Origin of the sequence: Kitasatospora sp. NPDC093550 (assembly GCF_044764985.1) — a bacterium.
GTDB lineage: Bacteria > Actinomycetota > Actinomycetes > Streptomycetales > Streptomycetaceae > Kitasatospora.
The window spans coordinates 15,008-35,673 of record NZ_JBIWJF010000013.1; the positions used below are offsets into that span (position 1 = coordinate 15,008).

The window sequence follows — 20,666 nt, forward strand, 5'->3', positions numbered from 1 at the left end:
CCTCGGTCCGCGGGCCCCCGGTCCTCGGGCTCTCAGCCCTCGGACGGGGCGTACAGGGCCGCCGTCGACTTCGGGTTCAGCAGCGAGCCGATGCCCACCAGTCCGAGCAGGCCGACCAGCACGCCGACGCCGATCATCGCGCCGCCGCTCTCGATCATGTAGTAGGCCACCGGCAGGCAGATCGAGTTGGTCAGCACCGCCGGGCTGCGGCCCCAGCGGCGCTCCTTGAGCAGCGCGCGGGCGGCCAGCACCGGCAGCACGCCGAGCAGCACGATGACCACGCCGCCGAACTCGTTCAGGGCCAGCTGCTTGGACTGGCCGGACAGCGCGGCCACCATGTCCCAGACGCCGACGACGGCCAGCGCGGCGCCTTCCAGGGCGGTGATGGCGGCGCCCAGGGTCAGGGACGCCGGACGGCCGGCGCCGGCCGCGGGCACGGGAGCGGAGGTTTCTGCGGTCACTCCAGCAGGGTAGCCGCCGGTTGGTCCGTACCGCCCCGTAGGCTTTCCCCATGCGCGCTCTCCTGGTCGTGAACCACAAGGCCACCACCACCAGTGGCCGGACCAGGGACGTCCTGATCCACGCGCTGCGCAGCGACCTCAAGCTGGACGTGGCCGAGACGCAGTACCGCGGCCACGCGCGCGACCTGGCCCGCGAGGCGACGGAGGACGGCTCGGTCGACCTGGTGGTGGCACTGGGCGGGGACGGCACCGTCAACGAGGTGGTGAACGGGCTGCTGGCGCACGGCCCGGGCGAACGGGTCCCGCGACTGGCCGTGGTGCCGGGCGGTTCGACCAATGTGTTCGCCCGCGCCCTGGGGCTGCCCAACGACCCGGTGGAGGCCACCGGCGCCCTGCTGCACGCCCTGGAGCACAAGCAGGAGCGCCCGATCGGGCTGGGCAAGGCGATGACCGACGGGCTGCCGGACCGCTGGTTCACCTTCACCGCCGGCCTCGGCTTCGACGCCGGGGTGGTCGGCCGGGTCGAGGAGCAGCGCCGGGCCGGACGCAAGTCGACCCACGCGCTCTACGTGAAGCAGGCGATCCGGCACTACTTCACCCAGCGTGAGCAGCGCCGTTCGGGCCCGGTCTCCCTAGAGCTGCCTGGCCGGGAGGCCGTGCCGGGGCTGGTGCTGTCGATAGTCAGCAACACCTCGCCGTGGACGTTCCTCGGCAACCGTCCGGTCTATCCCTCGCCGCTCGCCTCCTTCGACACGGATCTGGACGTCTTCGGCATCACCCGGATGACGGCGTTCGGTACGGCTCGAACGATCCGTCAGATCCTGCGGTCGCACACGCCTTCGAGCGACGGCGCACCGCCGGCCGGGCCGTCCGGGAAGCACGTCGTCTCCTATCACGACGTCAGACACTTCACCTTGGTTTCAGAGGAACCGGCCCCGTTCCAGGTCGACGGCGACCATCTTGGAGACAGGAGTCGCGTCAGTTTCACAGGCGTTCGGCGGGCACTGCGTGTGATTGTGTGACCGGAAGTGGGCTTCGCCCTTCTTCTCGAACGCACAAGCCCCCTTCACTCCATAGAAGTACTGGCTGTGAGCTAGGCGACACCGAAGAATCAAAAATTCCTCCCCGAAGGGGGTTGTATCCGAGCCCGAGGTTTGCGAACCTCTACATGGCGATCGGGACACGTCGCAGCGACGGCCTCCGGAACCACGGAGCGCCGACCGCGGAGTGTCCCTCGAATCGCCGAATCCCCCCTAGCGCAGACCACCCGGGCCCGGTGGGCCTTTGGTCTCTTTTGCTGTTGCGGGATTCGTGAAAGCGTTCACATTCACAAAGCCATCGATTATGCTGCCGGGCCACCCCCGTCGGCAGGAGGAGTTGGACGACCATGGACTGGCGCCACCGCGCTGTCTGCCGCGAAGAGGACCCGGAGCTGTTCTTCCCGATCGGGAACACCGGTCCTGCTCTGCTGCAGATCGAGGAAGCCAAGGCCGTGTGCCGCCGCTGTCCGGTCATGGAGCAGTGTCTCCAGTGGGCCCTCGAGACCGGCCAGGACGCCGGCGTCTGGGGCGGCATGAGCGAGGACGAGCGTCGCGCGATGAAGCGCCGTGCCGCCCGCAACCGCGCCCGCACCGCCTGATCGCTGATCACACGGCGTAGCACCAGCAGTGACCGCAGTACCGATCAACACATGATCAAAGGCTTCCCTGCTCTTCCTGGTGAAGCCTTCCGCACAAAGGACCTTGCTCGACTCGGTCCCGCGACACCGCACCCGTCCAGCCACTTGATACTGTTCACTTAGAGCAATATTGTGGAGCTGAGGCGCTCACCGTGTGCAACGCACCGGCGAGGTGTCGCACCACCCAGAGCCCCCGTTCCGGCCGACTCCCCCCGACGGCCGGAACGGGTTGAGAGGCCCTGTCGACCCACCCCCCCCCGGTCGGCAGGGCCTCGTTTCTGTTCCCGCGACCGGTTCCCCGCTCCTTCGCGACCTGACGGGCACCGGCAGCCCCCGGCGCATTCCTGAAGGCTCCGCCCCGTCGGGCTCCGGCGTACGGAGTGCGCATCCGGCGCGTTGGCCGGGTGCGCGCCCCTGCCGCACGCCTCCGTGCAACCGAATCCCGGTGGAGCCCGGGCGGAACCCGGGTCGAGCAGGGCTCGGCCGACCGCGTGCTCAGCGGACCGGGATCTCCAGGACCACCTTCGTCCCGCCGTTCGGGCCCGCCACCATGTCGAAGGTGCCGCCGAGCTCACCGGTGGCCAGCGTCCGGACGATCTGGAGCCCGAGGTTGCCCGCCGTCTGCGGGTCGAAGCCCTCCGGCATGCCCCGGCCGTCGTCCTGCACCGTGATCAGCAGGTACTCCTCCGGGCGGGCACCGCCGTTCCAGCTGTCCGACCAGCCCATCCCGGTGGCCGGGGCCCGGCCGCGCAGCGCGCTCACCTCCAGGTTCCCGGAGGCCGTCGGGCCGAAGGCGTGCTCCAGGGCGTTCTGCAGCAGCTCGGTCAGCACCATCGACAGCGGGGTGGCCACCTCGGCGGACAGGATGCCGAAACTGCCGCTGCGGCGGGTCGCCACCCGGCCGTCCTGGGACAGCTCCATCACCATCGCCAGCACCCGGTCGGCGATCTCGTCGAAGGCCACCTGCTCGTCCAGCGCCTGGGAGAGCGTCTCGTGCACGATCGCGATCGAGCCGACCCGGCGCACCGCCTCGTCCAGCGCGGCCCGGCCGGACTCCGACTCCATCCGGCGGGACTGCAGCCGCAGCAGGGCCGCGACCGTCTGCAGGTTGTTCTTCACCCGGTGGTGGATCTCCCGGATGGTGGCGTCCTTGGTCATCAGCTCGCGGTCGCGGCGGCGCAGCTCGGTGACGTCGCGGCAGAGCACCAGCGAACCGGTCAGGGTCCCCTTGGGCTTGAGCGGGATCGCCCGCAGGGTCACCACTCCCCCCTGCGCCTCCACCTCGGTCTGCCGGGGCGCCCAGCCGCTGGCCACCTTCACCAGGGCCTCGTGGACGGCCCCGCGGGACGGCGGGGCGAGGTCGGCGGTGGTGCGGCCGAGGTGGCTGCCGACCAGGTCGGTGGTGAGGCCGAGGCGGTGGTAGGCGGAGAGCGCGTTGGGGCTCGCGTAGGTGACGATGCCGTCCGCGTCCAGGCGGATCAGGCCGTCGCCGACCCGGGGGGCGGCGTCCATGTCGATCTGCTCGTGGCCGGGGAAGGGGAAGCTGCCGGCCGCGATCATCTGGGCCAGGTCGGAGGCGCTCTGCAGGTAGGTGAGCTCCAGGCGGCTGGGGGTGCGGACGGTCAGCAGGTTGGTGTTGCGGGCGATCACCCCGAGCACCTTGCCCTCGCGCCGGACCGGGATCGACTCCACCCGGACCGGGACCTCCTCGCGCCACTCCGGGTCGCCCTCGCGCACGATCCGGCCCTCGTCGAAGGCGGCGTCCAGCAGCGGTCGCCGGCCGCGCGGGACGAGGTGGCCGACCATGTCGTCCTGGTACGAGGTCGGCCCGGTGTTGGGCCGCATCTGCGCCACCGAGACGTAGCGGATGCCGTCCCAGGTGGGGATCCACAGCACCAGGTCGGCGAAGGAGAGGTCGGAGAGCAGCTGCCACTCCGAGACCAGCATGTGGAGCCATTCCACGTCGGCCCCGGTGAGGGTGGTGTGGCGGCGGACGAGTTCGTTCAGCGAGGGCACATGGCGAGCGTAGCGCCGCCGGTCCGGGCGGGGCGCGGCGGACCGACCGGCGGACGGGCGGGCGGCCGGCGGGGGTGTCCGGGGACGGCGGGAGGCGGCCCTGAGTTGTTTAGACCAATATCCGGGACGGCCTGGACAACCGAGATTGGTCTAGTCCACAATGAAGGAGCACCAAGGAGAGGTCTCCCGCGCAACTGCCCTGACCGCGCGCGGCCTTTCCTCGGTCGGACACCGTCGAGCGAGGACCCCGCACAGTCCTCGATCGTTCCCGGTGACCGACGACAGCTCCGGGCTGCGGTGCCGCATGGGTTGAGGGTCCCGTGTCGGCGCCGTGGCCCGTAGTGCTTTCCGGGCCCGCCCGGCCCCCTCCCGGACCATCTGACGCCGCTCAGGGAACCGGCCCCTCCGTCCACAGGCTGTGGACGGAGGGGCCGGTTCCGCGCTCATCACCGCCCCGGCGCCTTCGGGTCGGCGAGCGGGCGAGTCACCGCGTTTCGGTGACCTTGGCGAGGGCGCGGGGGGCGTCCGGGTCCTGGCCGCGGGCGATGGTGACTTCGTGGGCGAGCAGCTGCAGCGGGAGGATCTCCAGGATCGGCTGCACCTCCTCGGGCACGCCGGCCGGCAGTGCGAAGCCCGCCGAGGCGGCGTCCACCTGCGCCCGCTGGCCGATCACGACCAGGTCGGCGCCGCGGCCGCGCAGCCGGTCCAGGACGGGCTGCAGGGCCTCGCCGCCCTTGCCGTCCGGGACGATCGCGATCACCGGCGAGACGTTGTCCACCATGGCCAGCGGGCCGTGCAGCAGGTCCGCGCCGGAGAACGGGGTGGCCGGGATGTAGGTGGTCTCCATCAGCTTCAGCGCCGCTTCGCGGGCGGTCGGGTAGCCGTAGCCGCGCGAGGTGATGACCAGGCGCTGGGCGAAGCGGTAGCGCTCGGCCAGCGCCTTCACCTCGGCCTGCCGGGCCAGCACGCCGGCGGCCAGGTTCGGCAGCTCCTTGGCGGCCGAGCCGTCGCCTCCCCGGAGCCCCTCGACCAGCAGGTAGAGCGCCAGCAGTTCGGCGGTGTAGGTCTTGGTGGCGGGCAGCGCCTTCTCCGGTCCGGCCAGCACGTCGATGTGGAACTCGGAGACCTCGGCCAGCGGCGAGGCGGCGTTGTTGGTGACCGCGAGGGTGATGGCGCCGGCCTCGCGGGCGGCCTTGGTGGAGGCCACCAGGTCCGGCGAGCCGCCGGACTGGCTGACGGTGATCACCAGGACGTCGGTGAGGTCGGGCTTGGCGCCGTACGCGGTGGTGGTCGACATCGAGGTCAGCCCGGCCGGCTTGCCGAGCAGGATCTCGATCAGGTACTTGGCGTACAGCGCCGCGTTGTCGGACGTGCCGCGCGCGGTGAGCAGGACGAAGCGCGGGTTGCGGGCGGCGATCTCGGCCGCGATCTCGCGGATCTTCGGGGCGCCCTCGTCGAGGATGCGCTGGAGGACGGCCGGCTGCTCGGCCATCTCCGTCGCCATGATCCGGCCGGGCACGGGAACGGTCTGCGGGTCGGACATCTGGGTCTGCCTCCGATGAGATGGTTCGACCCCGCCCGGGCGGCTGCCCGACGGGGACCTCTACGGCGGCGAGTCCGCACACTCGCTGCGGTTCTTCGTGCGCGGCAATCCTACGGGCGCGCCCGGCCGGGAGCACCCCCGGAATCCCCCGGCCGCCCTGCCGTCCGCCGCTCCCGGCGGTGGGAGGGGCGGACGGCGACGGGCGGCGGAGGGGCGGGTCAGGAGGCCTTGTTGATCAGTTGGTCGATCGCGGCGTCGGCCTCCTTGGTGGCCTGGTCCACCGACTTCCCCTTGAGGATCGCGGTCAGCATGTCGGGGATGATCTTCTGCTTCTCGATCGCGCCCCAGCCGGGGGCCAGCGGGGTGAACCAGGCGTCCGGGACGGCGTTGGCCGCGGCGGCGGTGGACGGCTTGCCCTTCAGCGGGTTCAGCTGGTTGAGGTTGTTCGGCAGGATGTCCTTGTCGGCCAGCGCCTGCTCGGACTTGGCGCTGGTGAACATCCGGATCCAGTCGGCCGCCAGCGCCACCGACGGGGACTTGGCGGTGACGGCGAGGTCGGAGCCGCCGATGAAGGTCGGCAGCGGCTTGCCGTCCGGGCCGGGCATGGTGGCCACCTTGACGGCGTCCTTGAGGCTCGGGTCGCCGGTGACCGGGGCGCTGACGCTGGCCGCCTCGTAGCCGTTGCCGTAGAAGGACGCGGCGTGCCCGCGGGCCATCGCCTCGTACTGGTTCTGCTCGTTCAGCGTCAGGTCGCCCCTGTTGTACTTGCGCACCAGGTCGACGAAGTGGCCGATGCCCTCCTGGGACTTGGGGTCGTGCAGGGTGCCGTGCCAGTTGCCGGAGCTGTCGAACTTGGCGATGCTGCCGCCGGACGCGGCCACGTAGCTCATCGCCGCGTACCAGTACGGGCCGGGCAGGTAGAGCGGGGAGAAGGTCCGGTCCGCCTTGTTCCTGTCCGCGATCCGGTCCAGCGCGGCCAGCAGCTCGGTCTCGGTCTTCGGGAACTCGGCGTTGCCGGTGGCCTGTTGGAAGGCCGCGGAGTTGTAGACGGCGACCCGGGCGCCGGCGTAGTACGGCACGCACCAGAGCTTGTCCTGGTAGGTGCAGGTGTTGGCGAGCGCCTTGATCCAGCTGTCGGAGTTGTCGAAGCTGCTCCGGTCCACCGGGGCCAGCGCGCCGGACAGCACGTACTTCATGGTCTCGGTGTTGCCCAGCTCGACCACGTCGGGGGCGTTGCCCGCGGCGATGGCCTTGTCCAGCTTGGTGACCTTGTCCGCCCAGCCCTGGTAGGCGAGCTTCAGGCCGACCTTCGGGTACTTCGCCGCGAACTCGTCGTTGACCCGCTGGACCAGGTCGGGCCAGTTCTTCTGGGCGTCGTCCATCAGCCAGACGGTCACGCTGCCGGTGGCGGCCTTCGGGTCCGCGCCGGTGTTCCTGGTGTCCGCCGACGGTGAGCCGGCCGAGGAACAGGCCGTCAGGCCGACCGCCAGTACCGTCGTTGCGAGCGTCGAGACGAGCTGACGCTTCTTCACGCCATCCTCCGAGGGTGTCAGTGCTGTGTTGCCCGCCGACAGCGCGATTGGCGCGCCCGCGGCGGAGAGTCCGGGCAGGGGCGGCGAAGAGCTACGAGGAGGGCGCTTTACCACGTCCGGCGAGGGTGAACGTCGAACCGGATGCATGGACTCTGGCCTAGACCAATGGCGGTGTCAACGGCCAAAACCCTTTGCGGCCAAGGCCGTTGCAGAGCCGTTGTACCCCGTGGCGATCAGTCGCGGCGTCATCACCCTCGGTTGGACTTAAGCTCGATTTAAGACGGGCTTGAGGGAGCGCGGTCAGTTCGCGAACCCGCGGTCGACGCCGGGACAACAGAACGGGCCCGCCATGCGACATGCGCATGACGGGCCCGTCGGCGGAGGTCCACCCGGTGCCCCGGGGACGTCCGCCCGGTGTTCAGCCGACCGCTCCCGGCTGCCCGGTGAGCACCTCCACGGCCGCCAGCCCGCAGACCCGGGCGGCGCCGTGGGTGGCGATGTGCAGCGCGCCGACCGGCTCGGACTGGGGCAGCCCCATCTCGACCACGGCGGCGTCCGGACGGGCCGCCACCAGACGGCCCAGCACCGCGGTCATCCACGGGTAGCGGTGCGCGTCCCGGACCACCAGCACCAGGCGGCGGCCCTCGGCGCCGGCCACCAGCTCGCCGACCAGGCCGTCCAGCAGCTCCGGGGCGGCCTCGGTCGCCGACACCTCACGGGTGCGGGTGCCGGGGAAGCGGTCGGCCAGCATGCCGGCCACGCCCCACGGGGTGACGTCCCCGACGGCGATGTTCGGCTCGTCCGAGAACGAGGCCACGTACGGGCGCTCGCTCACCGGCGGCGTCACCACGCCCGGCGCCCGGACCACCCGCAGCGCCCGGCGCGCGGCCCGCAGACCGACCGCCAGGTCCGGCTCCGGCCGCTCGCCCTGGGCCGAGATCCGGCCCCAGCTGCCCAGCGCCCGGACCCGCGCGGCGGCGTCCGCCAGCCGCTCCTCGTCGAGCCTGCCGGCCCGCACGCCCGCCACGATGGCGTCGCGCAGCATCAGCACGGTCTCCTCGTCGGCCAGCCCGCCGCCGACGCAGATCGCGTCCGCGCCGGCCGCCAGGGCCAGCACGGTGCCCTCGCCCATCCCGAAGGTGTCGGCGATGGCACCCATCTCGATCGCGTCGCTGACGATCAGGCCCTGGTAGCCCAGGCCACCGTCGGCCGGGGCGGCGCGCAGCAGGTCGCGCAGCACGGTCGGGCTCAGGGTGGCCGGCAGCTTCGGGTCCAGCGCGGGGATCATGATGTGGGCGGTCATCACGGCCTTGGTGCCGGCCGCGATCGCCGCCTGGAACGGGATCAGGTCGCGGGCCCGCAGCACGTCCAGGTCGACGTCGATGACCGGCAGTCCGTGGTGCGAGTCCACCGCGGTGTCGCCGTGGCCGGGGAAGTGCTTGGAGCAGGCGGCCACGCCGGCCGACTGCAGGCCCTCCACCCAGGCGGCGGTGTGCCGGGCGCAGAGCTCGGGGTCGGCGCCGAAGGAGCGGACCCCGATGACCGGGTTGCGCGGGTTGGAGTTGACGTCCGCGGTGGGCGCCCAGTTGTAGTTGACGCCGGCCGCGGCCAGCGCCCGGCCGAGCTCGCGGGCGACGTCCCGGGTCAGCGCCGGGTCGTCGATCGCGCCGAGCGCGAGGTTGCCCGGCCAGGAGGAGCCGGAGCCCGCCTCCAGCCGGGTGACGTCGCCGCTCTCCTCGTCGATGGCGATCAGGAGATCGGGGTTCTCGGCGCGCAGCGCCCGGGTGAGCGCGGCGAGCTGGTCGAGGTCGACCACGTTGCGGTCGAACAGGGCGACCGAGCCGAGCCCGGCGGCGAGGTGGCGCAGCACCCACGCGGGAGGCTCGGTGCCGACGAAGCCGGGCTGCAGGACGGTCAGGGCGTCGCGGTGCAGCTGGTCGCTGTCCGGCACGGTGGGAACGAGGATGCTCACGGTGACTCAGCCCTTCACGGCGCCGTCGGTCAGACCGCCGACCGCCTTGCGCTGCAGGAAGATGAACAGGATCAGCACGGGGATGGCGAACATCGTGGACGCGGCCATGGTGGCGCCCCAGTCGTTGCCGAAGGCGGTCTTGAAGGAGGACAGCCACAGCGGGAGGGTCTTGCCCTCCTCCTTGTTCAGGATCAGGACGAGCGGGAACTCGTTCCACGCCGTGATGAAGCCGAACAGCGAGGTCGACATCAGGCCCGGCGCCAGCAGCGGGAAGATCACCTTCACGAAGGCCTGGGTGCGGGTGCAGCCGTCCACCATGGCCGACTCCTCCAGCTCCTTCGGCACCGCGGCGATGAAGCCGCGCAGCGTCCAGATGGTGAAGGGCAGGACCATCATCATGTAGAAGAGGGTCAGCGGCAGCAGGCTGTTCAGCATGTCGTTGTCGCGGGAGATCATGTAGACCGCGATGGTCATGACCTCCCAGGGCGCCATCTGCGCGATCATGATGACCAGCACGAAGGCCTTGCGGCCGCGGAACTTCATCCGGGCGATGGCGAAGGACGCCAGGGTGGCGATCGCCAGCGAGAGCAGCACCGCGCCGACCGTGACGGTGACGCTGTTGGTGACGTACGTCCAGAAGTTCGGCGCGTCCACCGCGGTGGTGAAGTGGTCCAGCGTGCCGTTCAGCGGGAGGAAGACCGGCGTCTTGCTGATGATGTCGCGGTCCTGCTTGAAGGAGGTCGCGACCATCCAGTAGACGGGGAAGATGAAGAAGACGAAGAGGACGACCGCGATCACGTTCGGCCAGGTACGTCCGAAGAGAGAGCGCCTCACAGCTCGTCCTCCTGCTTGATCATGATCCGGAAGTAGTACGCCATCAGCGCGCCGAGCATCAGGATGGTGAGCACCGCGATCGCGGAGCCGATGCCGTAGTGCTGGCCGGACGAGCCCTCCAGGAAGGCGTGCACGGGCAGGGTCCTGGTCAGGTTCTCGGGGCCGCCGCCGTTGATCGCGTAGACCTGGGTGAAGGACTTGAACACCCAGATGACCTCCAGGAAGGTCGTGGCGAGGAAGAACGGCTTCAGGTTGGGGAAGATCACCAGGCTGAAGATCTTGCCGGAGCCGGCGCCGTCCATCCGGGCGGCCTCGTAGAGCTCCTTCGGGATGGTGGTCAGGCCGGCGTACATGTTGAACGCCACGAACGGGATCGACTGCCAGACGATCAGCAGGATCACCACGAAGAAGGTCGAGTACTGCGAGCTGAGCCAGTTGTAGTCGGCCATCGAGTGCCAGCCGAGCTGGTCCAGGAACCAGTTGACGACGCCCCACTGCTGGTCGAACAGCCAGGTGTAGACGGTGGTCGCGGCGACCACCGGCATGGCCCAGGCCATCAGCAGCGCGATCGACAGCGCCAGCCGCATCCGCTTGCCGAGGTGGTTGAGCAGCAGGCCGACCAGCGTGCCGCCGACCATGATCAGCACCACGTTGACCAGGGTGAAGACGACGGTGCGCCCGGTGACCGACCAGAAGTCCGGGTCGGTCAGCTGCTCCTTGTAGTTGTCGAAGCCGGTCCACTCCGTGAGGTGCAGGACCAGCTGGCGCCTGTTGAGGTTCTGGAACGACAGCAGGACCGTCTTGACCAGCGGCCAGCCCAGCAGGGCGACGGTCGCCACGACGGCCGGCAGCAGCAGCAGGTACGGGGCGAAGCGGGAGCCCAGTCCCGGGGCGCCCGCGGTTCTGGTGCGCTTCGGCGCGGCGCCCTTCGAGCCGCCGCCCGCGGCACCCGTCTCGGTTCCGGCCACCACGGCCTGCCCCGCGTCCGGGGACGGTGCCTGCACCCGCTCTGAATGCACAGCCATCGTTCTCACTTCCTCACAACCCGACCACGACGGACAGGCGTCGCCCACCGGCCCCCCGCCGGGGGCCGGTGAGCGACGCCGCTCGATCCCTACTGCTTCTGGTTGAGCCGCTTCGCGATCTCGTCGTCGTACTTCTTGGCCGTGGCCGCGTAGTCGCCGCCCTGCAGGGCGGCGGTCAGGAAGTCCTTGATCGGGTTCGGCTTGTCCTCGACACTGGCCCAGTTCGGGGTGTTCGGGGTGATGCCGCCGACCGCCGCGGCGGTCTGGGCGGCCTTCGCGAAGTCACCGGTGATCTGGCTGTTCAGCGCGGCCTTGTTCGGGATGTTGCCCGCGGCGGCGACCAGGCCCTCGTTCTTGTCGTTGAGGGCGACCTTCAGGAAGTCCTTGGCCATGTCGGTGTTCTTGCTCTGCGACGCGACCGCGAGGTTCGAGCCGCCGAGGAAGACGCCGGAGGGCTTGTCGGCGGTCTTGCCCGGGAGCGGGAAGAAGCCGATCTTGTCCTTGGCCATGTCCTTCTCGGCGGGCAGCTCCCAGCCGAGACCGATCATGGCGCCGACGTTGCCCTTGGCGAAGACGTCCTTCTGCTGCGGGGTGGCCTCGTCCTTGTCCTTCGGACCGGTGACCGAGTAGCTCTGCAGCTTCTTGTAGGTCTCGAAGGCCTTCTGCGCCTCCGGCGAGGACAGGCCGCCGACCCACTTGTCGCCGTCCTTCTTGGCGATCTTGCCGCCCTCGCCGGTCAGCAGACCGAAGTAGGTGTACCACTCCTGGCCCGGCAGGTAGATCGGGTCGGCGACGCCCTCGGTGGCCTTGAGCTTGTCGAGGTCGGTGTAGAACTCGTCCAGGGTCTTCGGGGCGGCGGTCAGGCCGGCCTTGGCCCACAGGTCCTTGTTGTAGGCGACCACGCGGTTGGAGACCCACCACGGGGCGGCGTACTGCTTGCCCTCCAGGATCGCGGCCTCGTTCTGGTTGGCGGCCCAGCCGTCGCCGCCCAGGGCGGCCTTGTCCTTGGTGATGTCCAGCAGGCCGCCCGAGGCCGCGTAACCGGCGGTCTGGGTGTTGCCGATCTCCAGGACGTCGACCGAGCCCTCGGACAGCGCGGCGGTGACCTTCGGGCCGATGCCGTCCCACTCCTGGATCTGGAAGTCGACCTTGGAGCCGGGGTAGGCGGTCTCGAACTCGGTCTTGACCGCGTCGGTCCAGCCCTTCGGGGCCGAGCCGGTCATCAGCCACACCTTGAGCGTCTTGCCCTTGTACTTGTCCGCCGCGGAGGCGGACGACGACTTCGAGTCGCCGTCGCTCTTCTTGCCGTCCGAGCCACAAGCCGCCAGGCCGACGACCATTGCTGCGACGCCGACCGCCGCGATGAGCTGACGCTTCACGCCATCCTCCTGAGGGATGCCTGGGTTACCCCCGTCGGGCGGCAGCGGCAGACCCACACAAAGCGGGGGAATCGGTGCCGCGGACCCCTTCGAACGGGTGGGGGGATTCGTAGTGACCGGCCTAGTGGTGTAGACCAGATGCCTGGAGCTTGGCCTAGACCAATGGGCCTGTCAACGGCTGTTCGACCCAAGTCGAGCACCCGTTATCAAGCCGACACCGCACATCGTTCATCGCGTGATGAGGTATTCGTTCCGTAGCCATACATGCAACGATGTGACCCGTTAACGATGTGGCGGGGCCTGTGAAGGCCCCGCGAGAAGCGGGAGAACAGGTCCGATGAGCAGCGACGGGGGAACCACCGCCCAGGCCGACGACCCCGAGGTGAACAACCTCCCGGCGCACACCGGCACCGACCCGACCGCGCGCGTCCCCAAGTACTACGGCCTCAAGCGCCACCTGCTGCAGCTCACCGAGACCCAGCCCGCCGGCACCCCGGTCCCGCCCGAGCGCGCGCTGGCCGCCCAGTTCGACACCTCGCGCACCACCGTCCGGCAGGCCCTGCAGGAGCTGGTCGTCGAGGGACGGCTGGAGCGCATCCAGGGCAAGGGCACCTTCGTCGCCAAGCCCAAGGTCGCCCAGGCGCTGCAACTCACCTCCTACACCGAGGACATGCGGGCCCAGGGCCTGGAGCCCACCTCCCGGCTCATCGAGATCGGCTACATCACCGCCGACGACCGGCTCGCCCCGCTGCTCGACATCAAGCCCGGCGGCCGGGTGCTGCGGATCGAGCGGCTGCGCCTGGCCAACGGCGACCCGATGGCCATCGAGGTCGCCCACCTGTCCGCCAAGCGCTTCCCCGCCCTGCGGCGCAACCTCGCCAAGCACAACTCGCTGTACGCGGCGCTGCGCGAGGTGTACGGGGTCACCGTGGCCGAGGCCGAGGAGACCATCGAGACCACCCTGGCCAACCCGCGCGAGGCCGGGCTGCTCGGCTCGGACCTCGGCCTGCCGATGCTGCAGCTGTCCCGGCACTCCTTCGACGCCGAGGGCGACCCCGTGGAGTGGGTCCGCTCCATCTACCGGGGCGACCGCTACAAGTTCATCACCCGCCTGAAGCGGCCGGAGTAGGCGCGTTCGGGGAGGGCGCACCCCCCTCTCCCACCACGGGCACCGGCGCGCGCGGCCCGCGCGCCGGTGCCTTTGTGCGTCCCGGCGCCGGCTTCCGGCAGGAGGCTCGCGATGGCTCCCGCCGGGCTCCGACGGGCTCCCGATCCGGGCTCCGGGCGGGCTTCGGGCGGGCTCCGGGCGGGGCGGACTCCGGCGGTGGGCGTCCGAGTGGTGGGAAGATCCGTCAATTCCGGTGACATGGATCACTCCATGCTCTAGATTGCGCAGCCGTACTGACTGCCGATCACCGATGGTGCTGCTCGGCGGGCTCGCGGGGGCGTTCGGCGTCTCCGGGGCTGCGGCGCCGACGGGGAACCCTCCGGAGCGGAGCCGAAGATGCCGTCTGATCCCGATACCCCCGAAGCTGTCATGCCCGAGCCAGCGGGGGCCGCCGTCCCGGCGGTGACGCCCGAGCGGGTGCTCGCCGCCCTCGCGCTGCTGGTGCCGATCGTGGCCATGCTGTGGGTGGCCTCGTACGACAAGACCGGTCCGGCGCTGGCCGGGATGCCCTTCTTCTACTGGTACCAGCTGATGTGGGTGCCGCTGTCGGCCGTCTTCACCGTCGCCGCCTACCTGCTGATCAACCGGGACGAGAAGGCCCGCACCGCGGCCCGGAAGGGCGGTGCGCGATGAAGGACGTCAACGTGCCGGCCCTCGTGGTCTTCGTGCTCTTCTTCGCCCTGGTCACCGTGATGGGCTTCCTCGCCTCCCGCTGGCGCCGCGCCGACAACGCGGCACACCTGGACGAGTGGGGCCTGGGCGGGCGCAGCTTCGGGACCTGGGTGACCTGGTTCCTGCTCGGCGGCGACCTCTACACCGCCTACACCTTCGTCGCCGTCCCGGCGGCGGTGTACGCGACCGGTGCGGCGGGCTTCTTCGCGGTGCCCTACACGATCATCGCCTACCCACTGGTCTTCCTCTTCCTGCCCCGGCTCTGGTCGGTCTCCCGGGTGCACGGCTACGTGACCCCGGCCGACTTCGTGCGCGGCCGGTACGGTTCGCGGCCGCTGTCGCTGGTGGTCGCGCTGACCGGGATCCTGGCCACCATGCCGTACATCGCCCTGCAGCTCGTCGGCATCCAGGCGGTGCTGGACGTGCTGGGGATCGGCGGCGGGGAGAACGCCAACTGGTTCGTCAAGGACCTGCCGCTATTCATCGCCTTCGGAGTGCTGGCCGCCTACACCTACTCCTCGGGCCTGCGCGCCCCGGCGCTGATCGCCTTCGTCAAGGACGCCCTGGTCTACATCGTGATCATCGTCGCGGTGATCTACATCCCGATCCGGCTGGGCGGCTTCGGCCACATCTTCGACTCGGCCTCGGCCTACTTCAAGGCGCACCCCAAGGGCGGGGGTTCGCTGACCATCCCGGACAACAAGCAGTGGACGTACGCCACCCTCGGGCTCGGCTCGGCGATGGCGCTGTTCATGTACCCGCACTCGGTGACCGGCGTGCTGGCGTCCAAGTCCCGCAACACCGTGCGCCGCAACATGGCGATCATGCCCGCGTACTCGCTGATGCTCGGCCTGCTGGCCCTGCTCGGCTTCATGGCGATCGCGGCCGGCGTCGGCACCAACGAGAAGAACTACAACGCCCAGCTCTCGGTGCCGCAGCTGTTCGCGAGCATGTTCCCGGACTGGTTCACCGGCGTGGCCTTCGCCGCGATCGGCATCGGCGCCCTGGTGCCCGCCGCGATCATGTCCATCGCGGCGGCCAACCTGTTCACCCGCAACGTCTACAAGGAGTGGCTCAAGCCCGCCGCCACCCCCGCCGACGAGACCCGGATCGCCAAGGTGGTCTCGCTGCTGGTGAAGGTCGGCGCGCTGGCCTTCGTGCTCGGCATGGACAAGCAGGCCGCGATCAACCTCCAGCTGCTGGGCGGCCTGTGGATCCTGCAGACCTTCGTGGCGATCGTCGGCGGCCTGTTCACCCGCTGGTTCCACCACTGGGCGCTGTTCGCCGGCTGGGCGGCCGGCATGGTCTACGGCACCTGGGAGGCGTACGGGATCTCCAGCGCCAAGACCAAGCACTTCGGCGGCAGCGCGGCCGAGATCCCCGGCATCGGCGAGATCGGCTACATCGGCCTGACCGCCTTCGTGCTGAACCTGGTCGTCGCGGTGGTGCTCACCCTGGTGCTGCGGGCGGTCAAGGCGCCGGACGGCCCGGACGAGACCAAGCCGTCCGACTACAGCGCCGACGCCGGCGACGACGAGCTGAAGAGCGCGCCGGAGCCCGTAGCGGCGCACTGATTCGCGCCGTACGCGCCCTGTGATCGCGCCGCCTTCTCCGTGAACACTGGAGAAGGCGGCGCGATCATATGTATGAACAGGCGTGCACGCCGGGCACCACCAGACCGGACCGGCAACCGGCCGGAACCTGATCGACCACGGGGAGCTCGCGGCCATGGCAGAACTCGGTACCACCCTCAACGGCCAGCACCAGTCCACCCAGAACCAGCTCGTCACCACCCCGAACCAGCACCTCGCCGGCCAGAACCAGCACGTGACCGCGCAGGGCCACCACGTCACCGGGCAGAACCAGCACGTCACCGGACACCGCCCGGCGACGGCCACCCGGCTGCCGTCCGTCCTGATCGCCACCCGGCACGGCGAGTCCACCGCCAACGTCGAGTTCCAGCTCGCCGAGGCGGCCGGCGCGCTCAGCGTGCCGATCAGCTGCCGCGACGCCGACATCCCGCTGTCCCTGCACGGCCAGCAGCAGGCCCAGGCGCTCGGCCGCTGGTGGGCCGCCCTGCCCAGTGCCGACCGCCCGCGCAGCGTCTGGTGCTCGCCGTACGTGCGCACCGCCGAGACCGCCAGAATCGCGCTGGCCCAGGCCGCCGGACTCGGCGCCGTCCCGGTCTCGCTGGCCGTCCGCTACGACGAGCGGCTGCGCGACCGCGAGCTCGGCGTCCTGGAGATGCTGCCCAAGGCCGCCATCGAGGCCAAGCACCCGGAGGAGGCCGCCCGGCGGCGCAAGATGGGCGAGCTGTACTACCGACCGCCCGGCGGCGAGTCCTGGGCGGACGTCGCCCTGCGGGTGCGCAGCCTGCTGCGGGACGTCTGCGAGGAGGAGGCCGGCCGGCCCGTCCTGCTGGTCGCGCACGACTGCACGGTGCTGATGCTCCGCTACGCGCTGGACCGGCTCACCGAGGACCAGCTGACCGCGCTCGGGCCGGTGCACAACTGCTCCACCAGCCTCTGGCGGGCCCAGGAGGGGCGACTGCGGCCGGACCGCTGGAACAGCGTCGACCACCTGACGGCGGAGGCGGGCTGACCGGCGGAGGCGGGCTGGGCCGGCGGAGGCGGGCTGGGCCGGCGGAGGCGGGCTGACGGCGGAGGCGGGCTGACGGCGGAGGTCGGCCGACGGCCAGCGGGCTGAGGGGCCGTCAGCCGAGGGCCGGATCCGCGAAGCATCGCCGGTAGGCCAGCGGGGTGGTGCCCAGCCGGCGGCCGAAGTGGTGCCGCAGGGCGGCCGCGTTGCCGAAGCCGCAGCGGGCGGCGATCGCGTCCACCGGCTCGGTGGTGGACTCCAGCAGCCGCTGGGCGAGCAGCACCCGCTGCCCGACCAGCCAGCGGTGCGGGGTGGTTCCGGTCTCCTGCTGGAAGCGGCGGGCGAAGGTGCGCGGCGACATGTGTGCCCGGGCGGCCAGTTGCTCGACGGTGGCCTCCTCGTCCAGGTGGTGGCGCATCCAGTCGAGCAGCGGGGCCAGCGAGTCGCCGTCGTCCTCGGGCAGCGGGCGGTTGACGAACTGGGCCTGGCCGCCCTCCCGGTGCGGCGCCACCACCATCCGGCGGGCGATCTCCCGGGCCACCTCGGCGCCCTGCACCTTGCGCACCAAGTGCAGGCAGGCGTCGATGCCGGCCGCCGTCCCGGCGGAGGTGATCACCGGATCGTCGTCCACGTACAGCACGTCCGGCTCGACCGTGGTCAGCGGGAAGCGGGCGGCCAGCGCCTCGCCGTGCCGCCAGTGGGTCGCGGAGCGGCGGCCGTCCAGCAGCCCGGCGGCGCCCAGCACGAAGGCGCCGCTGCAGATGGAGAGCACCCGGCCGCCGTGCGCCACCACGCCGCGCAGCGCCTCCAGCAGCGGCTCGGGGTACTGCGGGCGGACCGTCGCCGCGGTGACCACCACGAGGTCGGCGCCGGCCAGCCGCTCCGGGCCGTACGGGACGTCCACCGCGAAGCCGGCGTGGGTGGCGTGCGGGCCGGGACGGGCGCCGGCGATCGCGAAGTCGTAGCCGGGCAGCCCGTCGGCGGTCCGGTCGAGGCCGAACACCTCGCAGGCCACGCCCAGTTCGAAGGGGTGGATCTCCTCCAGCACCACCGCGACCACGTTCTTCAGCATGCCGTCCAGGATGCCGTTCCGGTCCGGCTCGGCGTAAGCCCCCGGACGCGCCGGGGTGGCAGGATTTCGAGGCAATCGGTCATTCCTGCCACTCGTTCGGGCCGCCCCGGCCGAGCAGAGTGGAGCCCATGGACAGCGACACCCTCGCCAGCGCACTCGCCCTGGCCGGAGCCGTCGGCGGCTTCGGCCTGCTCGGCGTCCTGATCGGCCGCGAAGCCTCCCGCGGCCCGGCGGCCGGCCGCGACAACTACCACCGCCCGGGCGGCTACCCGGCCGACCCCGCCCGCCCCGACCGGCTGCACGGCACGCCTCCGACCGGCGCCCCCGCCCGTTCGGCTCCGGCCCGACCGGCTCCGGCCCCTTCGGCAGCCGTCCGTTCGGCAGCCGTCCGTTCGACCCCGGATCTTCGCGGCCCCCACCGCTCCGGCACACTGGCCGCATGGACTTCCTCATCCGCCAGGCCCTCCCGGAGGACCTCGAAGACGCCGGCCGCATCACCGTCGAGGCCTTCGTCGGCGGCGGCTTCACCTCGCCCGGCAGCAGCTACGTCGAGCTCCTGCGCGACGCCGACCGCCGGGCCCGCGAGGCCGAGCTCCTGGTCGCGGTCGACCCGGCCGCGGGGCGGGTCCTCGGCTGCGTGACCTTCGCGGTCGGCGGCACCGAGTGGGCCGACATCGCCACCGCGCGCGAGGGCGAGATCCGGATGCTCGCCACCGACACCGCCGCCCGCGGCCGCGGCGTCGGCGAGGCCCTGGTCCGCGCCTCCCTCGCCCGCACCCGCGAACTCGGCCTGGCCGGCATGGCGTTCTCCACCCGCCCCGAGATGACCGCCGCCCACCGGGTCTACGAGCGCGTCGGCTTCCGGCGCACCCCCGAACGCGACTGGGCGCCGTACCCGGGGATGGACCTGATGGTCTACACGCTGGCGTTCTGAGCCGGCGGCAGGTCACCGGGCGCCCGTCACGGCTCCTTGTCGTACCCGGGCGCCACGTAGACGGTGTACCGGCCGTGCTCGCCGCTCTTCACCACGGTGATCACCCGGTACCCGGCGGCCTTCAGGGTCGGCTGGATCGCCTTGTCGGTGGCCCCCGTCTGGGTGAAGTCCAGGACCACGACCTTCCACTCGTGCGCCTGGATCCCGGCCTGGATCGCGGGCACCCCGTTCTGCATCTGGCCGGTGGCCGGGTCCCGGCGGAAGACCGCCACCAGGTCGTGCCACTGCTGCCAGTTGCTCTGCTTGCGCAGGTAGTACGCGGGCACGTTGTAGTTCTCGACCAGGTACTTGTCGTCGCCCTTGACGATGTACGGCTCCAGCGCGGCGACGAACTCCTTCGAGTTCGACCACTCGCCGTACATCTCCCGGCCCTGGGCCGCGCCCACCCAGGCCAGCGGGCCGACCACCAGCGCGGCGGCCGCCACCCCGGCCACCAGGTGCAGACGCCCCTTCAACCACAGCACCGCCCGGGCCAGCACCAGCCCCACCACGACGCAGGAGAACCAGGCACCGAAGTCGACGTGCTTCTGCAGCGACAGCCAGGTGTGGATGCGGATCTGGTTCACCGGCGCCATCAGCCCGGCCAGCAACAGCAGCGTGGCGAGCCAGAACCCGGGCCACTCCGCGCCGCCGCGCCGCCGCGCCCGCACCAGCTGCACCCCCACCCCGACCAGCGCCACCACCAGCAGCGGGCCGACCCAGCGGGCGGCCTCCGAGGCCACGTAGGAGTACGAGTCGTGGCCCGGGGCACGCTTGAGCGTGGTGTGGTTGAAGCCGTTGACGTAGCGCTCGCCGGCCGCCAGGGCCGCCGCACCGACCGCCACCACGAAGGTGAGCAGCACCAGCAGCCCGCGCCGCCAGGCTTCCCAAGTGCGCAGCGAACCGCGTGGCCCGGCCAGCACCGCGATGCCCGCCACCACCGGCACCCACAGCAGCGCGGCGTACTTGGTGGCGCCGGCCAGGGCCAGCAGCAGACCCGATGCGACCAGGCTCGGGTAGCCCCCGCCGGTGGTCAGCCGCACCGCGAAGTACCCGGCCCAGGCGAGGATCGCCAGCGCCATCGCGTCGTAGGTGGCCAGGCCGCCCAGGAACTGGGTGGGGCCGAGCGCGACGAAGGCGGCCGCCGCGCAGAACGCCGCGAGCGAGCCGTGCAGCCGCCGGGTCGCCAGGTGGACGGCCGCAGTGGCGGAGAGCATGAACACCAGGCTCAGCAGTCGGGCGCCGTTCAGACCCCCCAGGAAGTCCGCCACGGCCACCACGACCGGATAGATCAGCGGCGAGCCGGAGAAGAAGGTCTCGTACGTGGACACCGGGGTGCCGTGCCGTAGGTGCGCGATCTCCTGGTAGCCGGCGTAGATGTAGGTGCCCTCGTCGATGAAGGCGGTGTTGCTGAGGACCAGGTGGTACGAGAGCGCGCCCTGGACCAGCAGCACGGCCAGCAGGGGTAGCCAGTCCGCCCGCAACGCCGGCCGGGCCGGGTGCGCCACCCGGGGCGGCCCGGCCTTGCGGCGTCGCCGGTCGGCCGGGGACGGCTGCGCCGGCACGGCCGACGCCCGGTCGCGCTCGCCGAGGCCCGCCCCGCCCCGCCTGGCGCCGCCCAGGACGGGCTTGCGGGTGGACTCGGGCCGGATCCAGCGGCCGTCCGCGCTCATCAGTACTGCTCCTCATCTGGGACTTCGCCCCCCGGACGCGCCCTGGCGGACGCGCGCCCCGGGGCACGCT

General features: G+C 71.3%; 17 protein-coding genes. 7 read left to right on the forward strand and 10 right to left on the reverse strand.

Annotated features, from left to right (window positions below; translation table 11 throughout):
- Positions 1 to 32 precede the first annotated feature (32 nt).
- Positions 33 to 461, reverse strand: a complete 429-nt coding sequence (locus ACIRD3_RS21495) for a hypothetical protein (protein ID WP_402218913.1) — start codon at positions 459 to 461, stop codon at positions 33 to 35.
- A gap of 50 nt (positions 462 to 511) precedes the next feature.
- Here ACIRD3_RS21495 and ACIRD3_RS21500 point away from each other — a divergent pair, with 50 nt between their 5' ends.
- A complete protein-coding gene (locus ACIRD3_RS21500; protein ID WP_402218916.1) occupies positions 512 to 1,483 on the forward strand; it encodes a diacylglycerol/lipid kinase family protein in 972 nt (323 codons plus the stop codon).
- A 365-nt stretch (positions 1,484 to 1,848) separates the two neighbouring features.
- Positions 1,849 to 2,100: a WhiB family transcriptional regulator gene (locus ACIRD3_RS21505; protein WP_014138019.1), complete on the forward strand. Its 252-nt coding sequence runs from the start codon at positions 1,849 to 1,851 to the stop codon at positions 2,098 to 2,100.
- A gap of 534 nt (positions 2,101 to 2,634) precedes the next feature.
- On the opposite strand, the gene ACIRD3_RS21510 is transcribed toward ACIRD3_RS21505, so the two are convergent.
- The 7 genes from ACIRD3_RS21510 to ACIRD3_RS21540 all read right to left on the reverse strand — a co-directional run bounded on the left by ACIRD3_RS21510 (position 2,635) and on the right by ACIRD3_RS21540 (position 12,440).
- Positions 2,635 to 4,155 (reverse strand): sensor histidine kinase, encoded by a 1,521-nt coding sequence (locus ACIRD3_RS21510; RefSeq protein ID WP_402218919.1) that lies wholly within the window; start codon positions 4,153 to 4,155, stop codon positions 2,635 to 2,637.
- 484 nt (positions 4,156 to 4,639) lie between these two features.
- On the reverse strand, positions 4,640 to 5,698 hold the full coding sequence (locus tag ACIRD3_RS21515; RefSeq protein WP_402218922.1) for an SIS domain-containing protein: 1,059 nt from the start codon (positions 5,696 to 5,698) through the stop codon (positions 4,640 to 4,642).
- Between the two features lie 218 nt (positions 5,699 to 5,916).
- Positions 5,917 to 7,230, reverse strand: a complete 1,314-nt coding sequence (locus ACIRD3_RS21520) for an extracellular solute-binding protein (protein WP_402218924.1) — start codon at positions 7,228 to 7,230, stop codon at positions 5,917 to 5,919.
- A gap of 418 nt (positions 7,231 to 7,648) precedes the next feature.
- Positions 7,649 to 9,202, reverse strand: coding sequence for a glycoside hydrolase family 3 protein (locus ACIRD3_RS21525; RefSeq protein ID WP_402218926.1), 1,554 nt, complete (start codon positions 9,200 to 9,202; stop codon positions 7,649 to 7,651).
- Positions 9,203 to 9,208: 6 nt separating this feature from the next.
- The gene (locus ACIRD3_RS21530) at positions 9,209 to 10,036 is read right to left on the reverse strand and encodes a carbohydrate ABC transporter permease (protein ID WP_402218929.1); all 828 of its coding nucleotides are present in this window, start codon (positions 10,034 to 10,036) and stop codon (positions 9,209 to 9,211) included.
- Positions 10,033 to 11,061 carry a carbohydrate ABC transporter permease gene (locus ACIRD3_RS21535; RefSeq protein WP_402218930.1) on the reverse strand — a complete coding sequence of 343 codons (1,029 nt, stop codon included), beginning with the start codon at positions 11,059 to 11,061 and terminating at the stop codon, positions 10,033 to 10,035. The genes ACIRD3_RS21530 and ACIRD3_RS21535 overlap by 4 nt, the downstream gene beginning before the upstream one ends.
- Before the next feature lie 89 nt (positions 11,062 to 11,150).
- Positions 11,151 to 12,440 (reverse strand): extracellular solute-binding protein, encoded by a 1,290-nt coding sequence (locus tag ACIRD3_RS21540; RefSeq protein WP_402218933.1) that lies wholly within the window; start codon positions 12,438 to 12,440, stop codon positions 11,151 to 11,153.
- A 337-nt stretch (positions 12,441 to 12,777) separates the two neighbouring features.
- Here ACIRD3_RS21540 and ACIRD3_RS21545 point away from each other — a divergent pair, with 337 nt between their 5' ends.
- The 4 genes from ACIRD3_RS21545 to ACIRD3_RS21560 all read left to right on the forward strand — a co-directional run bounded on the left by ACIRD3_RS21545 (position 12,778) and on the right by ACIRD3_RS21560 (position 16,881).
- Positions 12,778 to 13,569, forward strand: coding sequence for a GntR family transcriptional regulator (locus ACIRD3_RS21545; protein ID WP_402218936.1), 792 nt, complete (start codon positions 12,778 to 12,780; stop codon positions 13,567 to 13,569).
- Between the two features lie 408 nt (positions 13,570 to 13,977).
- Positions 13,978 to 14,241 (forward strand): DUF3311 domain-containing protein, encoded by a 264-nt coding sequence (locus ACIRD3_RS21550; RefSeq protein WP_402218938.1) that lies wholly within the window; start codon positions 13,978 to 13,980, stop codon positions 14,239 to 14,241.
- Entirely contained in the window at positions 14,238 to 15,854 is a 1,617-nt protein-coding gene (gene mctP, locus ACIRD3_RS21555; RefSeq protein WP_402218941.1) for a monocarboxylate uptake permease MctP, read from the forward strand. The genes ACIRD3_RS21550 and mctP overlap by 4 nt, the downstream gene beginning before the upstream one ends.
- 154 nt (positions 15,855 to 16,008) lie before the next feature.
- The gene (locus ACIRD3_RS21560) at positions 16,009 to 16,881 is read left to right on the forward strand and encodes a histidine phosphatase family protein (protein ID WP_402218944.1); all 873 of its coding nucleotides are present in this window, start codon (positions 16,009 to 16,011) and stop codon (positions 16,879 to 16,881) included.
- Between the two features lie 112 nt (positions 16,882 to 16,993).
- Here the strand turns inward: ACIRD3_RS21560 and ACIRD3_RS21565 are convergent, their stop codons facing one another.
- Positions 16,994 to 17,950: a helix-turn-helix domain-containing protein gene (locus ACIRD3_RS21565; protein ID WP_402218947.1), complete on the reverse strand. Its 957-nt coding sequence runs from the start codon at positions 17,948 to 17,950 to the stop codon at positions 16,994 to 16,996.
- 439 nt (positions 17,951 to 18,389) lie between these two features.
- Here ACIRD3_RS21565 and ACIRD3_RS21570 point away from each other — a divergent pair, with 439 nt between their 5' ends.
- The gene (locus ACIRD3_RS21570; RefSeq protein WP_402218950.1) at positions 18,390 to 18,884 is read left to right on the forward strand and encodes a GNAT family N-acetyltransferase; all 495 of its coding nucleotides are present in this window, start codon (positions 18,390 to 18,392) and stop codon (positions 18,882 to 18,884) included.
- A 26-nt stretch (positions 18,885 to 18,910) separates the two neighbouring features.
- Here the strand turns inward: ACIRD3_RS21570 and ACIRD3_RS21575 are convergent, their stop codons facing one another.
- Positions 18,911 to 20,596 carry an ArnT family glycosyltransferase gene (locus tag ACIRD3_RS21575; RefSeq protein ID WP_402218952.1) on the reverse strand — a complete coding sequence of 562 codons (1,686 nt, stop codon included), beginning with the start codon at positions 20,594 to 20,596 and terminating at the stop codon, positions 18,911 to 18,913.
- Between the last annotated feature and the right edge of the window lie 70 nt (positions 20,597 to 20,666).

Excerpts from the sequence above, each read along its gene's own strand:
- ACIRD3_RS21575 (WP_402218952.1), bottom strand. The coding sequence starts at position 20,596 with ATGAGCGCGGACGGCCGCTGGATCCGGCCCGAGTCCACCCGCAAGCCC.
- ACIRD3_RS21550 (WP_402218938.1), top strand. The coding sequence starts at position 13,978 with ATGCCCGAGCCAGCGGGGGCCGCCGTCCCGGCGGTGACGCCCGAGCGG.
- ACIRD3_RS21560 (WP_402218944.1), top strand. The coding sequence starts at position 16,009 with ATGGCAGAACTCGGTACCACCCTCAACGGCCAGCACCAGTCCACCCAG.
- ACIRD3_RS21565 (WP_402218947.1), bottom strand. The coding sequence starts at position 17,950 with ATGCTGAAGAACGTGGTCGCGGTGGTGCTGGAGGAGATCCACCCCTTC.
- ACIRD3_RS21500 (WP_402218916.1), top strand. The coding sequence starts at position 512 with ATGCGCGCTCTCCTGGTCGTGAACCACAAGGCCACCACCACCAGTGGC.
- ACIRD3_RS21545 (WP_402218936.1), top strand. The coding sequence starts at position 12,778 with ATGAGCAGCGACGGGGGAACCACCGCCCAGGCCGACGACCCCGAGGTG.
- ACIRD3_RS21570 (WP_402218950.1), top strand. The coding sequence starts at position 18,390 with ATGGACTTCCTCATCCGCCAGGCCCTCCCGGAGGACCTCGAAGACGCC.
- ACIRD3_RS21535 (WP_402218930.1), bottom strand. The coding sequence starts at position 11,061 with ATGGCTGTGCATTCAGAGCGGGTGCAGGCACCGTCCCCGGACGCGGGG.
- ACIRD3_RS21505 (WP_014138019.1), top strand. The coding sequence starts at position 1,849 with ATGGACTGGCGCCACCGCGCTGTCTGCCGCGAAGAGGACCCGGAGCTG.
- mctP (WP_402218941.1), top strand. The coding sequence starts at position 14,238 with ATGAAGGACGTCAACGTGCCGGCCCTCGTGGTCTTCGTGCTCTTCTTC.
- ACIRD3_RS21515 (WP_402218922.1), bottom strand. The coding sequence starts at position 5,698 with ATGTCCGACCCGCAGACCGTTCCCGTGCCCGGCCGGATCATGGCGACG.